21 protein-coding genes are annotated in these 19,312 nt (G+C 70.9%); 11 read left to right on the top strand and 10 right to left on the bottom strand.

Annotation, left to right across the window (positions count from 1 at the left end):
• Positions 1 to 22: 22 nt before the first annotated feature.
• The 6 genes from AW273_RS30150 (at position 23) to AW273_RS30125 (ending at position 5,526) form a co-directional block, all read left to right on the top strand.
• Positions 23 to 1,372, top strand: a complete 1,350-nt coding sequence (locus tag AW273_RS30150) for an MFS transporter (RefSeq protein ID WP_062355506.1) — start codon at positions 23 to 25, stop codon at positions 1,370 to 1,372.
• A gap of 63 nt (positions 1,373 to 1,435) precedes the next feature.
• Positions 1,436 to 2,647 carry an acyl-CoA dehydrogenase family protein gene (locus AW273_RS30145; protein ID WP_062355503.1) on the top strand — a complete coding sequence of 404 codons (1,212 nt, stop codon included), beginning with the start codon at positions 1,436 to 1,438 and terminating at the stop codon, positions 2,645 to 2,647.
• Positions 2,644 to 3,561 carry a phosphate/phosphite/phosphonate ABC transporter substrate-binding protein gene (phnD, locus tag AW273_RS30140; protein ID WP_062355500.1) on the top strand — a complete coding sequence of 306 codons (918 nt, stop codon included), beginning with the start codon at positions 2,644 to 2,646 and terminating at the stop codon, positions 3,559 to 3,561. The genes AW273_RS30145 and phnD overlap by 4 nt, the downstream gene beginning before the upstream one ends.
• Positions 3,558 to 4,310: an ATP-binding cassette domain-containing protein gene (locus tag AW273_RS30135; protein ID WP_062355497.1), complete on the top strand. Its 753-nt coding sequence runs from the start codon at positions 3,558 to 3,560 to the stop codon at positions 4,308 to 4,310. The genes phnD and AW273_RS30135 overlap by 4 nt, the downstream gene beginning before the upstream one ends.
• Positions 4,307 to 5,179, top strand: a complete 873-nt coding sequence (gene phnE / locus AW273_RS30130) for a phosphonate ABC transporter, permease protein PhnE (RefSeq protein ID WP_062355495.1) — start codon at positions 4,307 to 4,309, stop codon at positions 5,177 to 5,179. The genes AW273_RS30135 and phnE overlap by 4 nt, the downstream gene beginning before the upstream one ends.
• Positions 5,176 to 5,526, top strand: a complete 351-nt coding sequence (locus AW273_RS30125) for a DsrE/DsrF/TusD sulfur relay family protein (protein WP_062355493.1) — start codon at positions 5,176 to 5,178, stop codon at positions 5,524 to 5,526. Before phnE ends, AW273_RS30125 begins: the two co-directional genes overlap by 4 nt.
• Before the next feature lie 57 nt (positions 5,527 to 5,583).
• On the opposite strand, the gene AW273_RS30120 is transcribed toward AW273_RS30125, so the two are convergent.
• The 3 genes from AW273_RS30120 to AW273_RS30110 all read right to left on the bottom strand — a co-directional run bounded on the left by AW273_RS30120 (position 5,584) and on the right by AW273_RS30110 (position 9,562).
• A complete protein-coding gene (locus tag AW273_RS30120; protein ID WP_062355492.1) occupies positions 5,584 to 6,936 on the bottom strand; it encodes an aminotransferase class V-fold PLP-dependent enzyme in 1,353 nt (450 codons plus the stop codon).
• A 65-nt stretch (positions 6,937 to 7,001) separates the two neighbouring features.
• A complete protein-coding gene (locus AW273_RS30115) occupies positions 7,002 to 8,240 on the bottom strand; it encodes an MFS transporter (protein ID WP_062355489.1) in 1,239 nt (412 codons plus the stop codon).
• The gene (locus tag AW273_RS30110) at positions 8,237 to 9,562 is read right to left on the bottom strand and encodes an MBL fold metallo-hydrolase (RefSeq protein WP_232327672.1); all 1,326 of its coding nucleotides are present in this window, start codon (positions 9,560 to 9,562) and stop codon (positions 8,237 to 8,239) included. The genes AW273_RS30115 and AW273_RS30110 overlap by 4 nt, the downstream gene beginning before the upstream one ends.
• A 56-nt stretch (positions 9,563 to 9,618) precedes the next feature.
• Between AW273_RS30110 and AW273_RS30105 the strand changes: the two genes are divergently transcribed.
• The 3 genes from AW273_RS30105 to AW273_RS30095 are packed head-to-tail and all read left to right on the top strand — an operon-like array spanning position 9,619 to position 11,763.
• Complete coding sequence (locus AW273_RS30105) at positions 9,619 to 10,278, top strand: ArsR/SmtB family transcription factor (protein ID WP_062355483.1); 660 nt, start codon at positions 9,619 to 9,621, stop codon at positions 10,276 to 10,278.
• Entirely contained in the window at positions 10,275 to 11,408 is a 1,134-nt protein-coding gene (locus AW273_RS30100) for a cysteine desulfurase family protein (protein WP_062355480.1), read from the top strand. Before AW273_RS30105 ends, AW273_RS30100 begins: the two co-directional genes overlap by 4 nt.
• A gap of 52 nt (positions 11,409 to 11,460) precedes the next feature.
• Positions 11,461 to 11,763: a YciI family protein gene (locus tag AW273_RS30095; RefSeq protein WP_062355477.1), complete on the top strand. Its 303-nt coding sequence runs from the start codon at positions 11,461 to 11,463 to the stop codon at positions 11,761 to 11,763.
• Between the two features lie 4 nt (positions 11,764 to 11,767).
• Here AW273_RS30095 and AW273_RS30090 read toward each other — a convergent pair whose 3' ends face one another.
• From AW273_RS30090 to AW273_RS38205, 5 genes are all read right to left on the bottom strand, one after another.
• Entirely contained in the window at positions 11,768 to 12,982 is a 1,215-nt protein-coding gene (locus AW273_RS30090; protein WP_062355475.1) for an RNA polymerase sigma factor, read from the bottom strand.
• Entirely contained in the window at positions 12,979 to 13,320 is a 342-nt protein-coding gene (locus AW273_RS30085; RefSeq protein ID WP_062355471.1) for a YciI family protein, read from the bottom strand. The genes AW273_RS30090 and AW273_RS30085 overlap by 4 nt, the downstream gene beginning before the upstream one ends.
• 31 nt (positions 13,321 to 13,351) lie before the next feature.
• A complete protein-coding gene (locus AW273_RS30080; protein WP_232327671.1) occupies positions 13,352 to 13,738 on the bottom strand; it encodes a VOC family protein in 387 nt (128 codons plus the stop codon).
• Positions 13,739 to 14,541: 803 nt separating this feature from the next.
• Positions 14,542 to 15,060 (bottom strand): hypothetical protein, encoded by a 519-nt coding sequence (locus AW273_RS30075; protein ID WP_157556310.1) that lies wholly within the window; start codon positions 15,058 to 15,060, stop codon positions 14,542 to 14,544.
• A 24-nt stretch (positions 15,061 to 15,084) separates the two neighbouring features.
• Positions 15,085 to 15,246 (bottom strand): hypothetical protein, encoded by a 162-nt coding sequence (locus AW273_RS38205; protein ID WP_198168436.1) that lies wholly within the window; start codon positions 15,244 to 15,246, stop codon positions 15,085 to 15,087.
• A gap of 254 nt (positions 15,247 to 15,500) precedes the next feature.
• Between AW273_RS38205 and AW273_RS30070 the strand changes: the two genes are divergently transcribed.
• Positions 15,501 to 16,676, top strand: a complete 1,176-nt coding sequence (locus tag AW273_RS30070; protein WP_232327670.1) for a coiled-coil domain-containing protein — start codon at positions 15,501 to 15,503, stop codon at positions 16,674 to 16,676.
• A gap of 191 nt (positions 16,677 to 16,867) precedes the next feature.
• On the top strand, positions 16,868 to 17,452 hold the full coding sequence (locus tag AW273_RS30065; protein ID WP_062355463.1) for a dihydrofolate reductase family protein: 585 nt from the start codon (positions 16,868 to 16,870) through the stop codon (positions 17,450 to 17,452).
• A gap of 12 nt (positions 17,453 to 17,464) precedes the next feature.
• Here the strand turns inward: AW273_RS30065 and AW273_RS30060 are convergent, their stop codons facing one another.
• On the bottom strand, positions 17,465 to 18,472 hold the full coding sequence (locus AW273_RS30060) for an RNA polymerase subunit sigma-70 (RefSeq protein WP_062355460.1): 1,008 nt from the start codon (positions 18,470 to 18,472) through the stop codon (positions 17,465 to 17,467).
• A 76-nt stretch (positions 18,473 to 18,548) separates the two neighbouring features.
• Positions 18,549 to 19,286: a VOC family protein gene (locus AW273_RS30055; RefSeq protein ID WP_062355457.1), complete on the bottom strand. Its 738-nt coding sequence runs from the start codon at positions 19,284 to 19,286 to the stop codon at positions 18,549 to 18,551.
• Positions 19,287 to 19,312: the final 26 nt, after the last annotated feature.

Here is a 19,312-nt window from a genome sequence, read left to right as displayed (position 1 = left end):
ATCCTGTGCCCCGGGAGTGCGCATGTCCACCCGAGAGGAATCCGTCCAGTCGGCCGGAGTCGCCGGTTCGGTCGCCGTTCTCTGCCTGTCCGCGTTCGTCGTCATGATCGACTCGACCGTCGTCCAGGTGATGGTCCCCGCCTTGACCGTCTCCTTCGGCGCCGGGCTCGACGACGTCCTGTGGGTCTTCAACGGATTCGTCATCGCGTACGCCGCCCTGCTCATCACCGCCGGGCGGCTCGGTGGTGTGCACGGCCCGCGGCGTCTGCTGATCGCGGGCCTTGTCGTGTTCGCCCTGGCGTCGCTGGCCGGGGGGCTGGCCGCCTCGTTGCCGCAGCTGGTCGCCGCGCGGGTGGCGCAGGGGGTCGGCGGGGCGATGATCGTGCCGCAGGCGCTCACCCTGATCGCCACCGTCTTCCCCGCCGAACGGCGCGGCGCCGCGCTCGGCCTGGTGAGCGCGACGATGGCGCTGGCCGCCGTACTCGGTCCCGTCGGCGGCGGTCTGGTCGTCACGACCTGGGGCTGGCGCTGGGTCTTCCTGGTGAACGTGCCGGTGTGCCTGGCCGCGGTGGTGCTGGCCCGGCGCTGGGTGCCGCCGGGCGTCACGGCCTCCCGGGGGCGGCTCGACTGGGGTGGCGTCGTGCTGATCGGCGTGGGGCTGGCCACCACGTCCTACGCGCTGCTCGGACCGGGCCGGCTGCCGTGGCTGGTGCCCGCCGCCGTGCTGATCGCCGTGTTCACCGCGCGGCAACGCCGCCACCCCGATCCTCTGATGCCGCCCCGGGTGTTCCGCGACCGCGCGTTCCTGGTCGCCGGATGGCTCGGCGCCGCCCAGTTCGGCGTCCTGGCGGGCCTGATGCTCCTGGTCTCGGTACGGGTCCAGGGAGAACTCGGCGGCGACGCGATCGACACGGGGCTGGCGCTGCTGCCCATGGCGGTGGCGGCCGGGCTGGTGTCACCGGTCGCCGGATGGCTCAGCGACCGGATCGGCGGCGGGCCGATCATGGCCGCCGGCATGGTCGCCCTCGGCGTCGGCGCGTCGGGCTTCGCCCTTTTCACCTCGGGTCCGGCCGTCGCCGCGCTCGCGGTGGCTGGCCTGGGCGTCGGTCTCGTGATGGCGCCGGCCAGCACCGAGGCCATCAGACGGCTGGCCCCTGATCTGGTGCCCGCCGCCTCGGGCGTGCTCAACACCGCCCGTCAAGCGGCCTCCCTGCTCGGCGTCGCCGTGATCGGCGGCATCGCCCAAGCCGGTCCCGACGCTTTCACGACCGCCGCGGGCGCGCTCACCGCACTCGCCCTGTTCTCCGGCCTCGCCGGTCTGTTCCTCCTGCCGCGGCACGTCAGAGACGACGCGCTCACGAACCGTCCATGACCCGGGCGGCGGCACCCGCCGTCGCGTCCGGCCATCTCATCGAGTCTCGAGGAGATATCAACCATGCGTCAGCTCCTGACGGAACGCGAACAGTCGTTCCTCGCTCTGGCCGACAAGGTCCTGCCGGCCCTGAGCGAGCGCGCGGCCCGGCACGACCGGGACAACACCTTCCCCGCCGACAACTACGACGACCTGCGGGCGGGCGGGCTGCTCCGCCTCACCGTGCCGGAAGAACTGGGCGGGCTCGGCGCCGGCCAGGGCGAGCTGCTGCGGGTGCTGGAACGCCTCGCCACCGCCGACGGCGCCACCGCCCTGTCGTACGCCATGCACGCCGCCCCCCTCGGATCGTGGGCGCACACCTGGCGGCGTACCGGAGCGCCCCCGTTGGAGCAGGTCCTGCGCATCGCCGGTCAGGACGGCCTCGTGCTGGCCGCCATCGCCAGCGAGCCCGGCATCCCCGCCCTGTTCATGGACGCCAAGACCAGGGCCACCAAGGTGCCCGGCGGTTTCCAACTGCACGGCCGCAAGACCTTCGGCACCAACAGCGCCATCGCCACCATGTGGGCCGCGACCGCCCGCTGGGACGAGGCCCCCGACGGGCCGAAGGTGCTGATCGTGATGGTCGACCCGAGCACCCCGGGCGTGACGATCGAGCCGACCTGGGACACCCTCGGCATGCGGGCCACCCGCAGTGACGACATCGTGTTCGACGGACTGTTCGTGCCCGACATGGCCGTGCTGCAGTCGATCCCGGTCGGCCACTTCGACGTCCAGGTGCTCGACATGATCCTTTCGTGGACCACGCCCAGCTTCGGCGCGGTCTACACAGGCCTCGCCGTGGCCGCCCTCGACTGGGCCGTCGACCTGGCCCGCCGCAACGGCCTGGAGCGTGACAGCCGGACCCAGGACGCGATCGCCGACGCCGAGATCGCCATCGAGACCAGCAGGGCCATGCTCCAGCGGCACGCCGCCGACGTCATGAGCGGTGCGCTGGTCGCCCAGTTACCCGTACAGGAAGGACTGGCCCGCTGCGCGCTGGTCAAGAACGTCTGCACCAACAACGCCGCGGCCGTGGTCAACCGGTTGATCGACGTCGTCGGCGGGGCCGCCTACCGGCGCGGCTCGGCTTATGAGCGCATCTGGCGCGACGTGCAGGCGGGCCTGTTCATGCCCATCAACAACCGCACCGGCAAGGAGCTGATCGGCGCCAGCACGCTCGGCGTCGAGCTCGCCCCGGTCGCGCCGTTCGTCCTGCCCGGCGGGGAGGGACGATGACCAGGAGACTGCTCGCCGCCGTCACCGTCCTGCTGCTGGCCGCCGTCGGCTGCGGCACCGGCGGGCACACCGCCCACCTGGCCGCCGGGATCCCGGCAAAGCTGCGGGTGGGCGTGGTGCCCAACATCTCCCCGGAGAAGCAGCGCGCCCAGTACGAACCCTTCCGCGCCTACCTCGCAAGCAAGCTCGGCACCGAGGTGGAGCTGTTCGTGGCCACCAACTACGCCGGCGTGGTAGCCGCCCTGTCCGCCGGGAAGCTCGACGTCGCCTACCTGGGCGGGCTGACCTACGTCCAGGCCGAGGCGCAGACGAAGATCGTGCCTCTGGTCACCGAGGTCGACCAGGAGACCGGGACGCCCGAATACCTCTCGGCCGTGGTGGTGAAGGCCGGGTCGCCGTACAAGACCACCAAGGACGTCGTCGCGGGCGGCGGCACCTTCGCCTTCGGCGACATCAGCTCCACCTCCGGCAGCCTCTACCCCCGGATCATGATCACCCAGGCGGGGGCCCGCTGCGACACCGGCGACATGATGGCCTGCCCGCCGCTCAAGGCGGTCACCTTCACCGGCGGCCACGACGCCACCGCGCAGGCCGTCGCGAAGGGCGACGTCGACGCGGGCGGCATCGAGTTGCGCATCCTGCACCGCCTGGAGAAGCAGGGCAGCGTCGAGAAGGGTGCGCTGCAGGTGATCGAGACGCGCGAGGTCATGGGTTACCCGTGGGTGGCCCATCCCGATCTGCCCGAGGCGGCGCGCACGGCCGTCACCGACGCCTTCCTCGCGATCGACCAGCCGGAACTGCTCGACCTGATGAGGGCCAAGAAGTACGCCCCCGTCACCGCCGCGGACTACGACGAGGTACGCGAACAGGCCGCCGGCCTCGGGCTGCTGACCCCCAAGCAAGGACAGCCATGACCGTACAGGCGATGGAGGTGCACGTCGGCGGGGTCACGGTGGCCTTCGCCGGTCGCACCGTCCTGTCCGGTGTGCATCTCAAGGTCGGGCCGGGGGAGCGGGTCGCGCTGCTCGGTCCATCGGGCGCGGGCAAGACGACCCTGCTCCGCGTCATCATCGGCGCCGTGCGCCCTTCGGAGGGGGAGGTCGCGATCGACGGCGCCGACCCGTTCGGACGCCGCGCCGAGGTCACCCGGCTGCGCCGCCGCATCGGATGTGTACGCCAGCGCGACGACCTGATCGTCGGGCTCACCGCGCGTACCAACATCCTGGCCGGGGTCGCGCACGCCTGGCGGCCGGCCGACTGGGCCGTGGTGCTCGCCGGAGGGGTGCCGGCGCGGTTCGCCGCCCGGCTGGCCGAGCTGGCCGCCATCCACGACATCACCCCGTTACTGCGCACCCGCGTCGAGCGCCTGTCCGGCGGGGAGAGGCAGCGCGTCGCACTGGCCCGCGCCCTGTTCACCGCACCTGGCCTGCTGCTCGCCGACGAGTGCACCTCAGGTCTCGACCCGGTACGCGCGGCGGTCGCCCTCGACCATCTGGACGGCAGCGGCGCCACGCTCATCGCCACCACCCACGACCTCGACGTCGCCCGCCGGTTCGACCGCGTCGTGGCGTTGCGCGACGGTCTGGTCGTCCACGACGGAGACCCGCCCGACGCCCGGCGGCTGGAGCAGATCTACGGCGGACCGGCGGAGCTGAGGTCATGACACTGCAGCAGGAACGCGTGACGACGGCCCTGCCACCCGCGCCGCGGCGTGCTCCCCGCGTCGTGCTCACGCTCGTCGCACTGGTCGTCATCGGCTGGTCCGTCGCGGGCACCGGCATCGGTCTCGGCTCCCTGATCGAGGGCCGGGAGGGCGCCGTCCAGATCGTCGGCGGCCTGTTCCCGCCGGACCTGGACGCCGACCTGCTCGGCCGGGTCGCCACGGCGGCCGTGGAGACCATCCAGATCTCGGTGGCGGCGCTGCTGCTCGGCGTCCTGATCGGCCTTCCGCTCGCGGTGCTGATGGCCGGGAACGTGCAGGCCCCGCGCTGGCTGTCGGCCGGCGCGCGGACCGTCGCGACCACCCTGCGCAGCGTCCACGAACTCCTGTGGGCGTTGTTGTTCGTCGCGACGGTCGGGCTCGGCCCGGCGGCGGGCGTCTACGCGATCGCCCTGCACTCGGCGGGGGTGCTGGCCAAACTCTGCTCCGAGCAGTTGGAGGCCGTCGACCCCGGCCCGGTGGAGGCGATGCGGCTGACGGGCGGCTCCCGGCTCACCACGGCCCTGCTCGGCATCGTGCCGCAGGCGCGTGCGGTGATCGCCTCCCAGATCCTCTACCAGTGGGAGTGCAACATCCGTAGCTCCGTGGTCATCGGCTTCGTCGGGGCGGGCGGCATCGGCCAGGCCCTCGGCATCGCGCTGCACCTGTTCCGCTACCAGGAACTGGCCACGCTCATGGCCTCGGTGGTGATCCTCGTCATCGCCGTGGACCGGATCTCGAAGATTTTCCGGGGGCGCCTCGGGGCGGCCTCCGAGCGTTCGGGCGGCGTGGTGCCGTCCGCGATTCGATCCTTCTGGAGGAGCAAGCGATGAGGATTCTTTTCGTCCTGCACGACGCCCCCTACGGCAGCGAGCGCACCTACAACGGCATCCGGTGGGCCCGGCAGATGCTGGAGGACGACGGTAACGAGGTCAAGGTCTTCATGTTCGGCGACGCCGTCTCCGCGGTGATGGCCGGGCAGAAGACCCCTGACGGCTACTACAACGTGGGCAACATGATCCGCGGCCTGGTCACCAAGAACGCCGAGATCGGCTCCTGCGGCACCTGCCTGGACGCCCGCGGCATCAACGAGGCGAACGTCGCGAACGGCACCCACCGCTCCTCGATGAAGGAACTGGCCACCTGGACGATGTGGGCCGACCGGACCATCAACGTCTGACCCCGGAAAGACGGAACCGGCCGGGCGCCCAGGGGCCCGGCCGGTTCCCTTCGCGTCTCAGGCCAGCGCCGCCATCGCGCGCACGGCCTTGTCGACCTCCTGCGACGTGGTCACCATGCTCGGCCCGAACCGCACATAGGTCTCCCGGTACGGTGTCGCCGCCGCCGCGACCTGGTGCTCCTTGACCAGGCGCTCCACCACGGCCTCCGGGTGCATGCCCTCGACCGCGCAGCAGATGACGCCCGCCGACACCTCGGCCGACCGGGGCGTGACCAGGCGCACGTGCCGCAGGCCCGCGAGCCCGGCCTTGAGCTGCTCGCTCTGGGTTTTGATCTGCTCGGCCACCCGCGCGGGACCGATCGCCGTGTGGAACTCCACGGCGGCGGGCAGCGCCCACCGGTGCTCGAAGGTGTGGTAGCCGCCCGGCGTGGCCAGGTCGCCGGGTGCGCCGCCCGGAGGCTGGCCGGTGAACCAGCCCTGGAAGGCCGGCATCGAGAAGCTCGGGATGATCTGCCGGTGCCGCCGCCACGCCGCCGGGGTGCCCCAGACGAAGCCCGTGCCGCGCGGTCCGAACAGCCACTTGTGCGTCGAGGTGACGAAGAAGTCGGCGCCCAGGTCCTTCATGGTGGCGGCCTCGGCGGCGAAGCCGTGCACGCCGTCGACGCACAGCAGCACCCGGTCGGGCTCCCTCCGGCCGGCGTTGACGGTCGCGAGCAGGGCGGCGATCTGCTTGACCGGGATCTTCACGCCGGTGATCGAGTGCACCCAGGTCATCGCCAGCACCCGCGTCTTCGAGGTGATCGCGGCCTTCACCCGCGCGACCATCTGGTCGGCCTTCGCCTGGGCGGGGTCGTCGTAGAGCCGGATGGTGCGCACCTTCGCGCCGGTGGCCGTCGCCCGCAGCCGCACCGCCTCATAGGTGGAGTAGAACTCGTGGGAGGTGGTGAGGATCTCGTCGCCCTCCTTGAGCGCCAGCCCCCCGTAGAGCAGGCCGATGCCCATGGTCGCGCTGTCGGTGAGCGCGATCTCGTTGGGCTGGGTGCCGATGTACTTGGCCAGCGCCTGGCGGGCCTGGGAGCTGAACTCGAAGTCGGCCATGCCCATGCCGAACTCGATCGGGTTGGCGTCCAGTCCCTGCCGGAACTTGGTGATCGCGGCGGTCACCGGGGCCGGATGGGAGGACAACATGAACGCCGAGAAGTGCGCCAGGTTCGGGGTCAGCGGGAACTGCGCCCGCACCGACGTCCAGTCACGCGGGTCGAACTTCGCGGACGCGGGTGCCGGAGCGCCTCCGGAAGCGCCCGCACCGGCGTTCGCGTTCGTGCACGCGCCGGTGAGCAGCCCGCCGCCCGCCAGGGCGGCGCCCAGGAGAAGCGAACGGCGGGGAACGGTCTCTACGGGGTCGGTCATGACGCCTCCTGCACGGCGCAGAGCCAGCTATAGATTTTTCAAGCCTAACACCCAGCTATATGAATCTAAAGCGAAGCTTTGACCGCGCCTGGACCCGGCCGTGTCTCCCGCATCCGTACGGCCACCACCAGGCCGGACATTACGGTCACCGCGGCGGTGACGACCACCGCGACGCGCACGCCGAAGGAGTCGGCGAGCAGCCCGGCGGCGACCGCGCCCACCGCGAATCCGAAGTCGCGCCACCACCGATAGACCCCCACGGCGCGGGCCCGCCACGACGGGTGCGCGACGTCGGCCACGGCCGCCAGCAACGTGGGGTAGACCATGGCGGTGCCCGCTCCGACCAGGGCGGCGGCGACCGCCCAGGGCGCGAAGTCGTCCGCGGCGGCGATCCACGCCAGCGCCGCCCCCTGGAGCAACATCCCGCCGGTGATCAGGCGTTTCCGCCCCCAGCGGTCGGACAACGCGCCGGCGGCGATCTGGCCCAACCCCCACACGGCGGGGAGCGTGGCCGTCAGAACACCGATCTCGGCGAGGCTCAGCCCCTCGACCATGAACAGGACGGGGAACAGGCCCCACGCCACGCCGTCGTTCAGGTTGTTCACCAGGCCCGCCTGGCTGACCGAGGACAACGAGGGATCGCGGAAGCTGGTCGTCACGAAGATCTCCCGGAGCGAGCGCCGGTCGGTTCCGCTTGCCTCCAGTGACACGAATCCCCGGGTCTCCCGGACCCAGACGGCGGACAGCCCGAGGCCGATCACCGCGTAGGCCAGGCCGAGGAGGAAGGGCGCGGGCCGCAGCCCGTACAGCTCTGCCAGGTAGCCGGTGACCAGGGCGGTCACCGCTACGGCCAGGTAGCCAGCCGACTCGTTGAACCCCATGGCCAGGCCCCGGCGTTCGGGGCCGACCAGGTCGATCTTCATGATGACCGTGGCCGACCAGGTGAGCCCCTGGTTGATCCCGAGCAGCACGTTCGCCGCGATCACCCACTCCCACCCGGGCGCCCAGATGATCAGCAGCGGCACCGGCAGCCCGACCAGCCAGCCCGCGACCAGAACCGGCCTGCGGCCGAAACGGTCGCACAACGAACCCGAGAACAGGTTGGTGACCGCCTTCGAAAGACCGAAGGCCAGGATGTACGTCAGAAGTGCTGTGTGGGCGCTGAGGGTGAACACCTGCTCGGCCAGCAGGGGCACGACGGTGCGTTCCTGACCGAGCATGCCGCCGACCAGCGCGTTGACGACGACGAGCAGAGTGAATTGAGGGAGGTTCGCGCGCAGGCCGAGGCGAGGCGCACCTGTCATCGGCCGTGCTCCAGCGCCATGCCGGTGAGGCGCGACCAGTCGCCGGGCCCGCCCGACAGGATGCGCACCTTCCGGTGCCCACGACGGATGAGCAGGGAAGCCCCCGTCGCGGCGCGCTCACCGTGGCCGCACATCACCACGAGAGGCTCCTCGCCCGGCGTGAGCGCCTCGATCCCGCCGAGTTCCACGTTCCGCGCGCCCGGCAGGTGACCGGTCGCGAACTCCGACTCCTGGCGCACGTCGATCACCTGGTCGGCGCCCACTTCGGCGGGGCCGATCACCTCGACGCTCTCGGCGACCGCCCTCCACTCGTCGGTCAGCTCGCCGAGGACGGCGTCGTAGCCGACCTTGAGCGCCTGCCACACGATCTCGTCGGGGTCCTGCGCCGGATTGCGCACGAACGCCACCGGCGTACCGGCGGGCACGGTCCAGCCCAGCCACGTGGCGAACTGCCCGCGCAGCGGATTCGACACCGAACCCGGCACGTGCCCGCGCGCGAAGTCGAGCACCGGCCGGACGTCGACCACGACGCCACCCGCGCGCGCCACCTCCTCAGGGCCGACCGGCTGCAATGACGGCCGTTCGCCGACTACGACCGGCCCCCTGCGGTTCACCTCGGGCAGGTCGGCGAAGTAGGAGGGATGCGAGCCGAGCCCGGCGACCAGGTTCGCGGCGAAGGCGTCGGGGCCGTCCGAACGCAGCAGGGTGTTGGTGCGTTTCTCGGTCCCGATCGTGGACGTGCGCTCCGCCCCTGGGGGCGCCGAGCAGAACGAACCGGCCCCGTGGGTGGGCCAGACGTGGGTGGCGTCCGGCAGCGTGATCAGGCGCTGCAACGAGGCGTACTGCAGGTGGGCGAGTTCGACCGTCCGGTCGGGGTCGACGAGGTCGGTCCGGGCGGCCGAGCCGACGATCAGGGAACCCCCGGTGAAGACACCGAGCGGCCGGTCGCCGTCGAGGAGCACGTACACGATGTGCTCCAGGGTGTGTCCCGGGGTGGTCAGGATGCGCAGCGTCAGCCCGCCGAGGTCGACCTCCTCCTCGTCGTGCAGGCCCACGTGGGGGAACTCGCGGTCGCCCATGGCCGAGGCGAGGATCGTCGCCCCGTCGTCGGCCGCCAGCTGGCGGGCCCCGGACAGGAAGTCGGCGTGGAGATGGGTCTCGGCGGCGTAGGCGATCTTCAGCCCCCGGCGTTCGGCGGCGGCCCTGAGTTGCCGCAGGTCACGGGAGGCGTCCACCGCTAACGCGCGCCCGTCGCCCAGGGCGGTGAGGTAAGCCGTGTTGCCGAGGCCCTCGTCCACAAGCGGGATGACGTTCGTGTCCACTGTGCTACCTCCCGGACGGCTGATACGATATTCCATAAGTATTTGGAGGATTATAGATGAGCGACCGCGAGCGCAAGCTTCTTCTCTACGAACAGTTCGCGCGTATGGGCAAGGCCCTGGCCAACCCCCTGCGGCTGGAACTGATCGACGTCCTGGCCCAGGGCGAACGCAGCGTCGACGACCTGGCCACCTCCTGCGGCTGGAAGCTCAGCAACACCTCTGCCCAGCTCAAGGTGCTTCAGCACGCCGGCCTGTTGCGGACCCGGCGCGACGGAGTGAAGATCTTCTACCGGGTGGCCGACACCTCCGTCCTCGAGTTCGTCGAGTCGCTCAAGGCGATGGCGACCGAGACCCTTCCGGACGCGGAGAAGGCGGCCCGCGACTACCTGGGCGACGTCTCCGCACTACAGCCGGTCGGACGGGGAGATCTGGCCGAGCTGATCGCCCGCGGTGAGGTCGTCGTGGTCGACGTGCGCCCGGCCGAGGAGTACGCCGCCGGCCACATCGCCGGAGCGTTGTCCATCCCGCACGACCAGCTCGCCGCCCGCCTGGCCGAACTCCCGAAGGAGAGCCTGATCGTGGCCTACTGCCGCGGCCGGTTCTGCGTGATGGCGCCCGAGGCCGTCCGGCTGCTGCGCGCCAACGGATTCGAGGCGCGCCTGCTCGCCGACGGATGGCCGCAGTGGCACGCCGAGGGACTGCCGGTCGCCTCATGAGACCACCGGGTCTCCGCGACGACGTCGTCTACCTCGACCACAACGCCACCACCCCGGTCGACCCGCGGGTGGCGGAGGCGGCCCGGCCGTACCTCGACCTCCACTTCGGCAACCCGTCGACCACGGGCGTCTACGCCGAGGAGCCCCGCGAGGCCCTCGGCGAGGCGCGGGCCTTGGTGGCGGCGCTGATCGGCGCGGAACCCGGCGAGATCGTCTTCACCGGCGGCGGCTCGGAGTCCGACGTCCTCGCCCTGCGCGGCCCCGCCCTGGCTCCCGGCGATCATCTGATCACTCAGGTGAGCGAACACCCGGCGGTGCTCCGCACCTGCGCCGCCCTCGAACGGACGGGCATCCGGGTCACCCTGCTGTCCGTCGACCGATTCGGCCGCGTCGACCCGGCCGAGTTGCACCGGGTGCTCACCCCGGCGACCCGGCTGGTGTCGGTGATGCTCGCCAACGGCGAGACCGGCACGATCCAGCCCGTCGCGGAACTCGCCTCGATCGCGCACGAGCACGGCGCGTTGTTCCACACCGACGCCGCCCAAGCGGTCGGCAAGATCCCCGTCTCGGTCTCCGACCTGGGCGTCGACCTGCTCACCGTCGCCGGGCACAAGTTCTACGCGCCCAAGGGCGTCGGCGCCCTGTACGTCCGCCACGGCGTCACCCTCCAACCGCTGATCCCCGGAGGGGGTCAGGAGGCGGGCCGCCGGTCCGGAACCGAGAACGTCGCCTTCGCCGTCGCCCTCGGCGAGGCCGCCCGCCTGGCGGGAGAGGGTCTGGCCGTCGAAGCCGCCCGGATCGGCAGACTGCGCGACCGCCTCTTCGACCGGCTCGACGCCGGTTGGCCCGGCGGGGTCCGGCTGAACGGCCATCCCGACCATCGCCTGCCCGGCACGCTGAACGTCAGCCTTCCCGGGATCATCGCCCGTGACCTGCTCGCCGACTTGCCTGGCTTGGCCGCCGCGACCGGATCGGCCTGTCACACCGGCGACCCCGAACCGTCCGCGGTACTCACGGCCATGGGCCTCGACCGCGCCCGTGCCCTGTCCGCGATCCGGTTCTCCCTCGGCCGCTGGACGACCGAGGCGGAGATCGACCGAGTCTCGGAAATCTTCGCTCATGTCGTATAAGCCCGGTTTCCGATCGTCTTCCTGATGAACGCCATCGCCAGGGAGGATCGCCGTGAAGTACGTCCTGATGTTCTTCGAAACCGAGTCGTACGAGGCCGAACAGGACATCGCCTTCGAGGCCGTCGGACGGTGGTTAGCCGAGAACGCCGACAAGATCACCCATTGGACTAGCCTGAAGCACCCCCATACCGCCACTACTGTACGGTCTGAGGCGATCATCGACGGGACGGTCGGCGACGGCCCGGAAACCTTCAGCGGCTACGCCGAGATCGAGGTCGCCGACCTCGACGAAGCCCTGCGGCTGGCGCGGGCATGGCCCGCCTGCCCGGTCGTGGAGATACGTCCCGCCGCCTGAGGAGTCAGTTCCAGCTCAGCCGTTCTGCCAGCAGTGCCTGCTGAGCGGGGTTGGCGGTCAGCGCCAGCGCCCGCTCATCGCACTCCCTGGCCTCCTGACTCCGGCCCAGCGCGCGCAGGAGTTCGGCGCGGGTGGCGTGGAGCAGCGGATAGTTCTCCAGGTCCCGATCGAGGTCCTTCAGTTCGTCCAGCGCCGCCTCCGGGCTGACGGCATATCGCAGGGCGATCGCCCGGTGCAGCCGGGTGATCGGCGAGGGCGCCAGGTGCAGCAGCATGTCGTACAGGACCACGATCTGCGGCCAGTCGGTGCTCTCGAAGCTCTCGGCCTCGGCGTGGCAGGCGGCGATCGCCGCCTGCAGTTGGTAGGGACCTGGCCGCCGGTGGGCCCGCGCGGCGCGCACCAGCAGCGCGGTGGCCGCGCCGATCGCCTCGTGGTCCCACAAGCCGCGATCCTGGTCAGCGAGCAGCACGAGCTGTTCCCGGTCGTCGAACCGGGCGGCGCCACGCGCTCGATGCAGCCGGATCAACGCCAGCAGCCCCGCCACCTCCGGTTCGTCCGGCATGAGCCCGGCCAGCAGGCTGGCCAGCCATTCGGCGTCGTCGACGAGGTCGCGGGCCTGCGCCCGAGTCCCGCCGCTGGACAGGTAGCCCTCGTTGAACAGCAGGTAGATGACGGCGAGCACGCCGTCGAGCCGCTCGGACAGGTCGCCGCCGTCCGGGATCCGGTAGGGGATACCCGCTTCGGTGATCTTCCGTTTGGCGCGCGTCAGCCGCTGCGCCACGGTGGTCTCCGGCACCAGAAACGCGGCGGCGATCTGCGCGGTACTCAGGCCACACACCACCCGGAGCGTCAGCGCGATCCTGGCCTCGAGGGACAGCGCGGGATGGCAGCAGGTGAAGATCAGCTGCAGCCGATCATCCTTCGGGGCCGGCTCGACCCACTGGAGCTGCGCGAGCTTGGCGCGGTAGTTCGTCTCCCTGCGCAGCACATCGAGCCCGCGCCGACGGGCGACGGTGAACAACCACGCGTCCGGGCGGTCTGGCACCCCTTCCACCGGCCAGCGCCGCAGTGCGGTCTCCACCGCGTCCTGGACGAGATCCTCGGCCGCCGAGAAGTCGCCGAGCAGCGAGACGAGGGAGGCGGCGAGCCGGCCCGCGTGGTCACGCACCACCCGGGCCAGCGCCTCCTGGCTCACCCGCTCGGAGTTGGCACCGGTCATGAGGCGGGGCGGATCTCCACGATCGGGCACGCGGGCCAGGATCTGGCCATCTTCAGCGCCTCGTCGAGGTCGGCCACCTCGACCTCGGCGAACCCGGTGACCACCTCTTTGCCCTCCACGAACGGCCCGTCGGTCACCACCGGTTCGTCGCCCCGCCGCAGCCGCATCGTGGTCGCGGTGTGCACCGGAGCCAGATGGGTGTGGTGGGTGATCTTGGTGGCGTGTTCGGCGAACCAGCGGCCGACCGCCGCGTAGGCGTCCTCGCGCTCCAGCGCGCCCATCGCCTCCAGTTCCTTGGCGAACTCTTCGGTCTCCACGAACATCAGGACGTACTTCACCTTCGGTTCCCCCCTTACCTCGGTCGTCTCGTCAGGCCGGCAGCGTCGCGTAGAGGTCGACGCCGTTGCCGTCGGGGTCGGCGATGGTGGCGTACCGATGACCCCAGAAGGCGTCGAACGGCTCGGCCAGGCCCTTGTATCCGGCTGCGGTCAGCTCCGCGTAGGCGGCGTCGACCTCGGCCGGGCTTTCGAACTGGAAGCACAGCAGGGTGCGCGGGCCGCCGACCGGGGCCTTCCAGCCGGGCAGGAACGGGGTGCGGAAGGCCTCGGTGTCGAGCATGAGGTGCAGACCGTTGGGCAGGTCGCAGCCGGCGTGCTCGGGGGAGTGCGGGTCGAGCTTGAAGTCGAGCCCCAGCCGGGCGTAGAACTCCACGGACGCCGCCATGTCGGAGACCACGATGTCGATCGTGTTCAACATCGGATGCATGATGTGCCTTCTTCCTCCACTGAGTGGATCTTTCCGTGCTCCTTCAGGAGCGTGAGCGGGCGAGACCCCTGCCCGCTGTGCACACGGGTCGGCTGAGCCAAGCCTCACTTGAAAGACGATCGGGCACCTGCTCACCACGACACTCAAGCCAACAATTTCCACTTGGGTGCCTGGGTCTGCCCGCAGCACCCATGCGACGCATCGGGTGAAGGCGGCAGCCACTCCGATGAGGAGCTTGCGGCCAAACTCACCAATGGCCGGGAGACCCGGTCCCCGCCTTGGCTGCCCCTCTTTAGGAGGGACGGAGGACGACCGAGCAGGTGGTCCACGCCCCGCACACCGGCGAGGTCGTCCGGATTGCCCCGCTAAGCGCCGTTCAGGGAACTGGCTGGCACATCCGGCGTTACCGCTGATCTATTTGGCGACCACGCGTGGCGTACGTTCCAAAGAACTGCGTCCTGCACGATCGAATTCATGCTCTGGTGAATCCTGTGTGATCAGGCGGGAATGGCCACCTCCCCATTTACGGTCCAGCGCGTCGAGGCCTTTACCGTTGATGGTGTGGATGACATCGCGCGGTGTCGGAATGGAGAGTTGCGTTGAACTGTGCAGTCCAGACAGCAACCAGGTGAGGTCGGCGCCGGCGGTGCGGATCGCGACCGTTTCGCCGTCTGGAGCGGCGTAGTGCCGCTGACGGAAATTGCCATCGAGCCCAGGTAGCGGGTCGCGGTGCCGTCAGAGTCGCGGCGGATCAAGCGTTCCCCATCGGCGTCGTACACCATCGTGGCGTCCCGCTACCCGCCACCGGCCACACCCTGGCCGAATACTCCGCCGCGCTGTGCGCCGAGGATCAGGCCCCGGACAGCATCGAGCAGGCCATCGCCGCCATCCGCACCATGCACCGGCTGTCCGGGCACACCGGCCAGCCCGGCACCGAGGCCGCCCGGCTGGCCCTGCGCGCCCACAAAAGATGGCGCGCCACCAGGGGAAACGGCCGCCGCCACCCCGTAGGCCGCGACCACGACCGCCGCCACCAGCAGGTTCGACGCATACTCGTACTGGCGGACCAGATGGATCCCAGCCAGGGACAGGACGCATCCCAGCAGGGCCGCCGGCCACGCGGGCCGCACCTGGAACGCACGGAGAAGAGGCCCGGCCACGATCACCCTGGCGGGGACCGCAAGAGGGGCCGTCAAGAACAGTGTGGGCAGCGGAAGCGGAAGCCAGAACGGGGCGAGGGCGACCAGCAGGACCACGATGCAGACGAGACTCCCGGCCGCGGCCCCGCCGGCCGATCGCTTGACGATCACCATGTTCGTGAGCATGACCGGGCCTGATCACGGTTTCCTCAAGGCCAGGATCGCGGTGATCGTGCGTGTGTCCAGGCTCGGCGGGTACGCCGCGACCGGTCCCGCCTCCGGACCGATGACCAGGCCCGTCTCGCCGTCCAGGGCCCAGTCGGTCGCGGCATAGAGCGACGGGCGGGCGGCCACCGACACGTTCGGAGCGGGAGCATCGCCGAGCTGAGCGTCAGGTTCGCTGAGCCGCGGCGTCAGATTCAGGCTCCCTTCGCATCAGGTTCGGTGAGTCGGCATCACTATCACTGAGCCAGGACAACCGCGATCTGAGCTCCCCGTGGACAGCAGCACCGTACATCAACATAACGAGGATTATGTTGGAAGATCATCTACACCCCCGACACAACGGATCTCAATTTTCGATTTTCTGTTTCCAGAAAATCGAAAATGCTAGGGTGATCTTCGTGACGTGCAAGCACTGCGGCAGGCCCTTGGAGCAACGGCAAGGCCGAGGCCGCCCGAAGGAGTACTGTCCCGAGACCGACTGCCAGGCCGCCGCCAAGAAATCCCGCGAACTACGCCGCGCCACCCCCGGCCTCGACGGATCCCTGGCCCGCGCCGAGGAACTCTACGAGCGCATGGAGAAAGGCCTGGCCGCGGCGATAGCCCCGCTGGCCCAGGTGCTCGCCGACGAGCTCTCGCCGGCCGGTGTCGAGGCGCGGCTCAGTGCGGTGCAGGCCGAGGCGCACACCCGGGTCGCCGTCGCGCGTGCGGAGCGGGAGCAGGCCTTCGAGCAGGTACGGCTCGCGCGCGCCGCCACCGAGGACGCGCGGAGGAACGCCCAGCAGGCCGAGCAGCGTGCCGAGGAGGCGGCGGCCGAGCGGGACAACGCGTTCACCGACGCCGAGAACGCGCGGGAGCAGGCGCTGGCCGCGCTCCGCGAGGCGGCGGCGACCGAGCGGGTGTCCAAGCAGGCCGCCGACGAGGCGCGGCGGCGGGCCGAGCAGGCCGAGGCGCGGCGGGATCACGCGGAGGCCGAGACGCAGGAGGCTCGTGCGGCGGCCACGGAGGCCGAGAAGAAGGCCCGGCGGGCGGAGGCCAAGGCGGCCGCGGCGCAGAGGGACGTTCTGGAGGCGCGCAAAGACGTGGCCACCGCCGAGAAGGCGGCCGCGGCGGCGGCGGCGCGTGCCGACGCGGCCGAGTCCGAGCGTGATCGGGCCGTCACGCGGGCGGAGGCCGCCGACCAGGCGCGAGCCGACGCCGCCGCGAGTGCGGCCGAGGCCAGGGCGGAGGTGGCCCGGGTCACCGGGTTGCTGGGTGAATCCGAGAAGGCGATGGCTCAGGCCCGGAAGGATCGGGACGTGCTGGCTGCGGAGCTGAACACCTGCCAGGCCGAGGTGGCCGCACTCCGGGTTGCCGGGGAGGCGGCCCAGGCCGAGGTGACCCGGCTTCGCGGCGAACACGCGGCCGCTCAGGAGAGCGTCGCCACGTTGCGTGCCGAACTCGCGCTGGAGCGGGCGCGGCTGGGTGACCTGCGGTCGGAGCTGGAGTCGGCGCGTACGGAGGCGGCCGTGCTGCGGGAGCGGGCGGTCGCGGCCGAGCTCAGGTCCGCTCCGGCCGTTGAAGGGTGAGATCTGCCCTCCGCGAGCGTCCTCCCGTGCTGAGCAAGCACCGGCACGCCCAGGACCGGCGGGCGGGCGTGGCGCGGGGGAGACATGCTCGGGTGGCCGGCCGGGCGAAGCCGTAGCGGATCGCGCACCGATTAGGTTTTCGCGCCGCGCCCGTCTGTACGTGTGAAATCGACTCACGGAAGGCTGGCACGATGCGGAAACTGTTCTTCGGCATGAACGTGACCCTGGACGGCTACATCGCCGCGCCCGGCGACGACATCGGCTGGGGTGGCGGGGAGGGACCCGACTCGTCGCCGAGCGCCGAGTTGTTCCAGTGGTGGTACGACCAGATGCGGGCGAGCGAACTGACGCTGTACGGGCGCAAGGTGTGGGAAATGATGAGCTCCCACTGGCCGACCGGCGACCAGCGGCCCGGCGCCACCCCGGCGGAGGCCGGATTCGCGCGCCTCTGGCGGGACATGCCGAAGGTGGTGTTCTCATCGACGATCGACAAGGTCGACTGGAACACCCGCCTGGTCACCGGCGACGCGGTCGCCGAGATCGCCCGGCTCAGGGCCGAAGACGGCGGCCCGATGGACATCAGCGGCGCGACGCTCGCCGGGGCGGCCATGCGGGCCGGGCTGATCGACGAGTACGCGCTGGTCACCGTGCCGGTCCTGGTGGGCGGCGGCACGCCGTTCTTCACCGCGCTGGACGGCTGGGTGAACCTGAAGCTGGTCGAGACGCGGACATTTCCCGGCGGCGTGGTGCTGACCCGATACGAGACGAGGCGATGAGCACTCCTCCGATCACAGCGTCACGGGCAGGCCCAGCCATGGTTTGTCGCGGGCGTCGAATCCGGTGAGTTCGGCGATCCTCCCGTCGACGATGTGCAGGGCCGCGATGGTGAACAAGCGGTGTTCCGGGTCGCCGGGGGTGCGGCGGTACAGTGCGGCGGCGGGCATGCGGTTGACCGTCGTGGCGACGCAGCGCCAGTCGTCGTAGCCGCGCTGGAAGAGCCCACCGGTGACCCAGCCGTCCACCGCGTCCTTGGCCGTGACGGTCAGGGTGCCCGCCTCGGGCAGCATCACGAAGCGCAGGTCGTCGCGCAGCAGGGCGGTCAGCCCGTCGAGGTCGTTGCGCTCATGGGCCTCCATGTACGACTTCACCACGCCGCGCTCGTCGTCCGACAACTCGTGCCTGGCGGGGCTGCGCCAGTCGAGGCGGTGGTCGGGTAGCCGCGTGCGCATCGTCACGCGGGCCCGCTGCAGTGCGCTGGTCACCGATGGCACGGTCAGCTCAAGGGCGTTGGCGGCCTCCGACGCCGGCCAGCCGAGGACGTCGCGCAGGACGAACACCGCCCGCTGCCGCGGCGGCAGGTGCTGGACGGCGACGATGAAGGCCAGCTCGATCGTCTCGCGCGCCACCACCGATTCCTGCGGGTCCTCCGGGAGCATCCGGTCGGGGTAGGGCTGCAGGTAGAGCACTTCGGAGCCGGCGCCCGGCAGTTCGGCGGGCGCGGGTGTGCGGTCGTCGCGCTTGTCCAGGAAGTCGAGGCAGGCGTTCGTCGCGATCCGGTACAACCAGGTCCGCAGGGCGGCGTGGCCCTTGAACGACTCCCGCTTGTGCCATGCCCGCAGGAACGTCTCCTGCGTCAGGTCCTGGGCGTCCTCGTAGTTCGCGAGCATCCGATAGCAGTGCACCTGCAGCTCACGCCGGTAGCGTTCGGTGATGAGCGTGAACGGTGCCGCGTCGTTCGAGCGGGCCGCCGCGATGAACGCGGCCTCGTCGTCGCCGAGCGGTCTGGCGTCGGTCATGGTCGTCAATCCTTCCGAGGGCGGCGAGGGGCTACCAGGACTGACGACGCGGCGGCGGATTTCTGAGCGGTGTTTCTCACATCGGGGTCAGCACGCAGAACTCGTTGCCCTCGGGGTCGGCGAAGACGGTCCACGGCACGTCGACCTGGCCGATGTTGATGTCGACGGCGCCGAGCGCGCGGATGCGGGCGGCCTCGGCCGCCTGCCCGTCGCCGGGGTAGGGTCGCAGGTCGAGGTGGACGCGGTTCTTCACGGTCTTCGCGTCGGGGGTGCGGACGAACTCCAGGTAGGGGCCGACGCCCTTGGCGGAGCGCAGCCGGGCGTGGTCGTCGGTGACCTCGTGGAGGGTCCAGTCGATCGCCTCGTCCCAGAATCGCGCCATGGCGCGCGGGTCGGCGCAGTCGACGACGACGGCGGCGACGGGGCCGGTGTCGCGGTAGATCTCCCGGGGTTCGAGCACGCAGAACTCGTTGCCCTCGGGGTCGGCGAGGACCGTCCAGGGCACCTCGCCCTGGCCGATGTCGATGGGGGTCGCGCCGAGGGAGCGCAGGCGGGCGACCAGGTCGGCCTGGTGGGCGGCCGAGGTGGTGGCCAGGTCGAGGTGGACGCGGTTCTTGACCGTCTTGGGGTTGGGGTCGTGGACGACGTCGATGCAGACGGCCGTCGGGTCGGGGTAGACGAAGCCCTCGGGTTCGAGGTTGGTCACGCCCGGGCCTTCGCTGGAGACGCCCCAGCCGAGGGCCTGCGCCCAGAAACGGCCGACCGCGTCGTCGTCCGCGGCTTTCATGTGAATCTGCACCAGCCTCGTCGCCATGCGGACGATCTTATGCGGGTCTAATG

This window comes from Herbidospora yilanensis (assembly GCF_001570565.1).
Lineage (GTDB): Bacteria > Actinomycetota > Actinomycetes > Streptosporangiales > Streptosporangiaceae > Herbidospora > Herbidospora yilanensis.
This window is presented reverse-complemented; position numbering and strand designations above follow the sequence as displayed.

Bases quoted from the DNA above. Each gene is read 5' to 3' on its own strand.
- AW273_RS30150 (WP_062355506.1), top strand. From the start codon at position 23: ATGTCCACCCGAGAGGAATCCGTCCAGTCGGCCGGAGTCGCCGGTTCG.
- AW273_RS30145 (WP_062355503.1), top strand. From the start codon at position 1,436: ATGCGTCAGCTCCTGACGGAACGCGAACAGTCGTTCCTCGCTCTGGCC.
- phnD (WP_062355500.1), top strand. From the start codon at position 2,644: ATGACCAGGAGACTGCTCGCCGCCGTCACCGTCCTGCTGCTGGCCGCC.
- AW273_RS30135 (WP_062355497.1), top strand. From the start codon at position 3,558: ATGACCGTACAGGCGATGGAGGTGCACGTCGGCGGGGTCACGGTGGCC.
- phnE (WP_062355495.1), top strand. From the start codon at position 4,307: ATGACACTGCAGCAGGAACGCGTGACGACGGCCCTGCCACCCGCGCCG.
- AW273_RS30125 (WP_062355493.1), top strand. From the start codon at position 5,176: ATGAGGATTCTTTTCGTCCTGCACGACGCCCCCTACGGCAGCGAGCGC.
- AW273_RS30120 (WP_062355492.1), bottom strand. From the start codon at position 6,936: ATGACCGACCCCGTAGAGACCGTTCCCCGCCGTTCGCTTCTCCTGGGC.
- AW273_RS30115 (WP_062355489.1), bottom strand. From the start codon at position 8,240: ATGACAGGTGCGCCTCGCCTCGGCCTGCGCGCGAACCTCCCTCAATTC.
- AW273_RS30105 (WP_062355483.1), top strand. From the start codon at position 9,619: ATGAGCGACCGCGAGCGCAAGCTTCTTCTCTACGAACAGTTCGCGCGT.
- AW273_RS30100 (WP_062355480.1), top strand. From the start codon at position 10,275: ATGAGACCACCGGGTCTCCGCGACGACGTCGTCTACCTCGACCACAAC.
- AW273_RS30090 (WP_062355475.1), bottom strand. From the start codon at position 12,982: ATGACCGGTGCCAACTCCGAGCGGGTGAGCCAGGAGGCGCTGGCCCGG.
- AW273_RS30080 (WP_232327671.1), bottom strand. From the start codon at position 13,738: ATGTTGAACACGATCGACATCGTGGTCTCCGACATGGCGGCGTCCGTG.
- AW273_RS30075 (WP_157556310.1), bottom strand. From the start codon at position 15,060: ATGGTGATCGTCAAGCGATCGGCCGGCGGGGCCGCGGCCGGGAGTCTC.
- AW273_RS30065 (WP_062355463.1), top strand. From the start codon at position 16,868: ATGCGGAAACTGTTCTTCGGCATGAACGTGACCCTGGACGGCTACATC.
- AW273_RS30060 (WP_062355460.1), bottom strand. From the start codon at position 18,472: ATGACCGACGCCAGACCGCTCGGCGACGACGAGGCCGCGTTCATCGCG.
- AW273_RS30055 (WP_062355457.1), bottom strand. From the start codon at position 19,286: ATGGCGACGAGGCTGGTGCAGATTCACATGAAAGCCGCGGACGACGAC.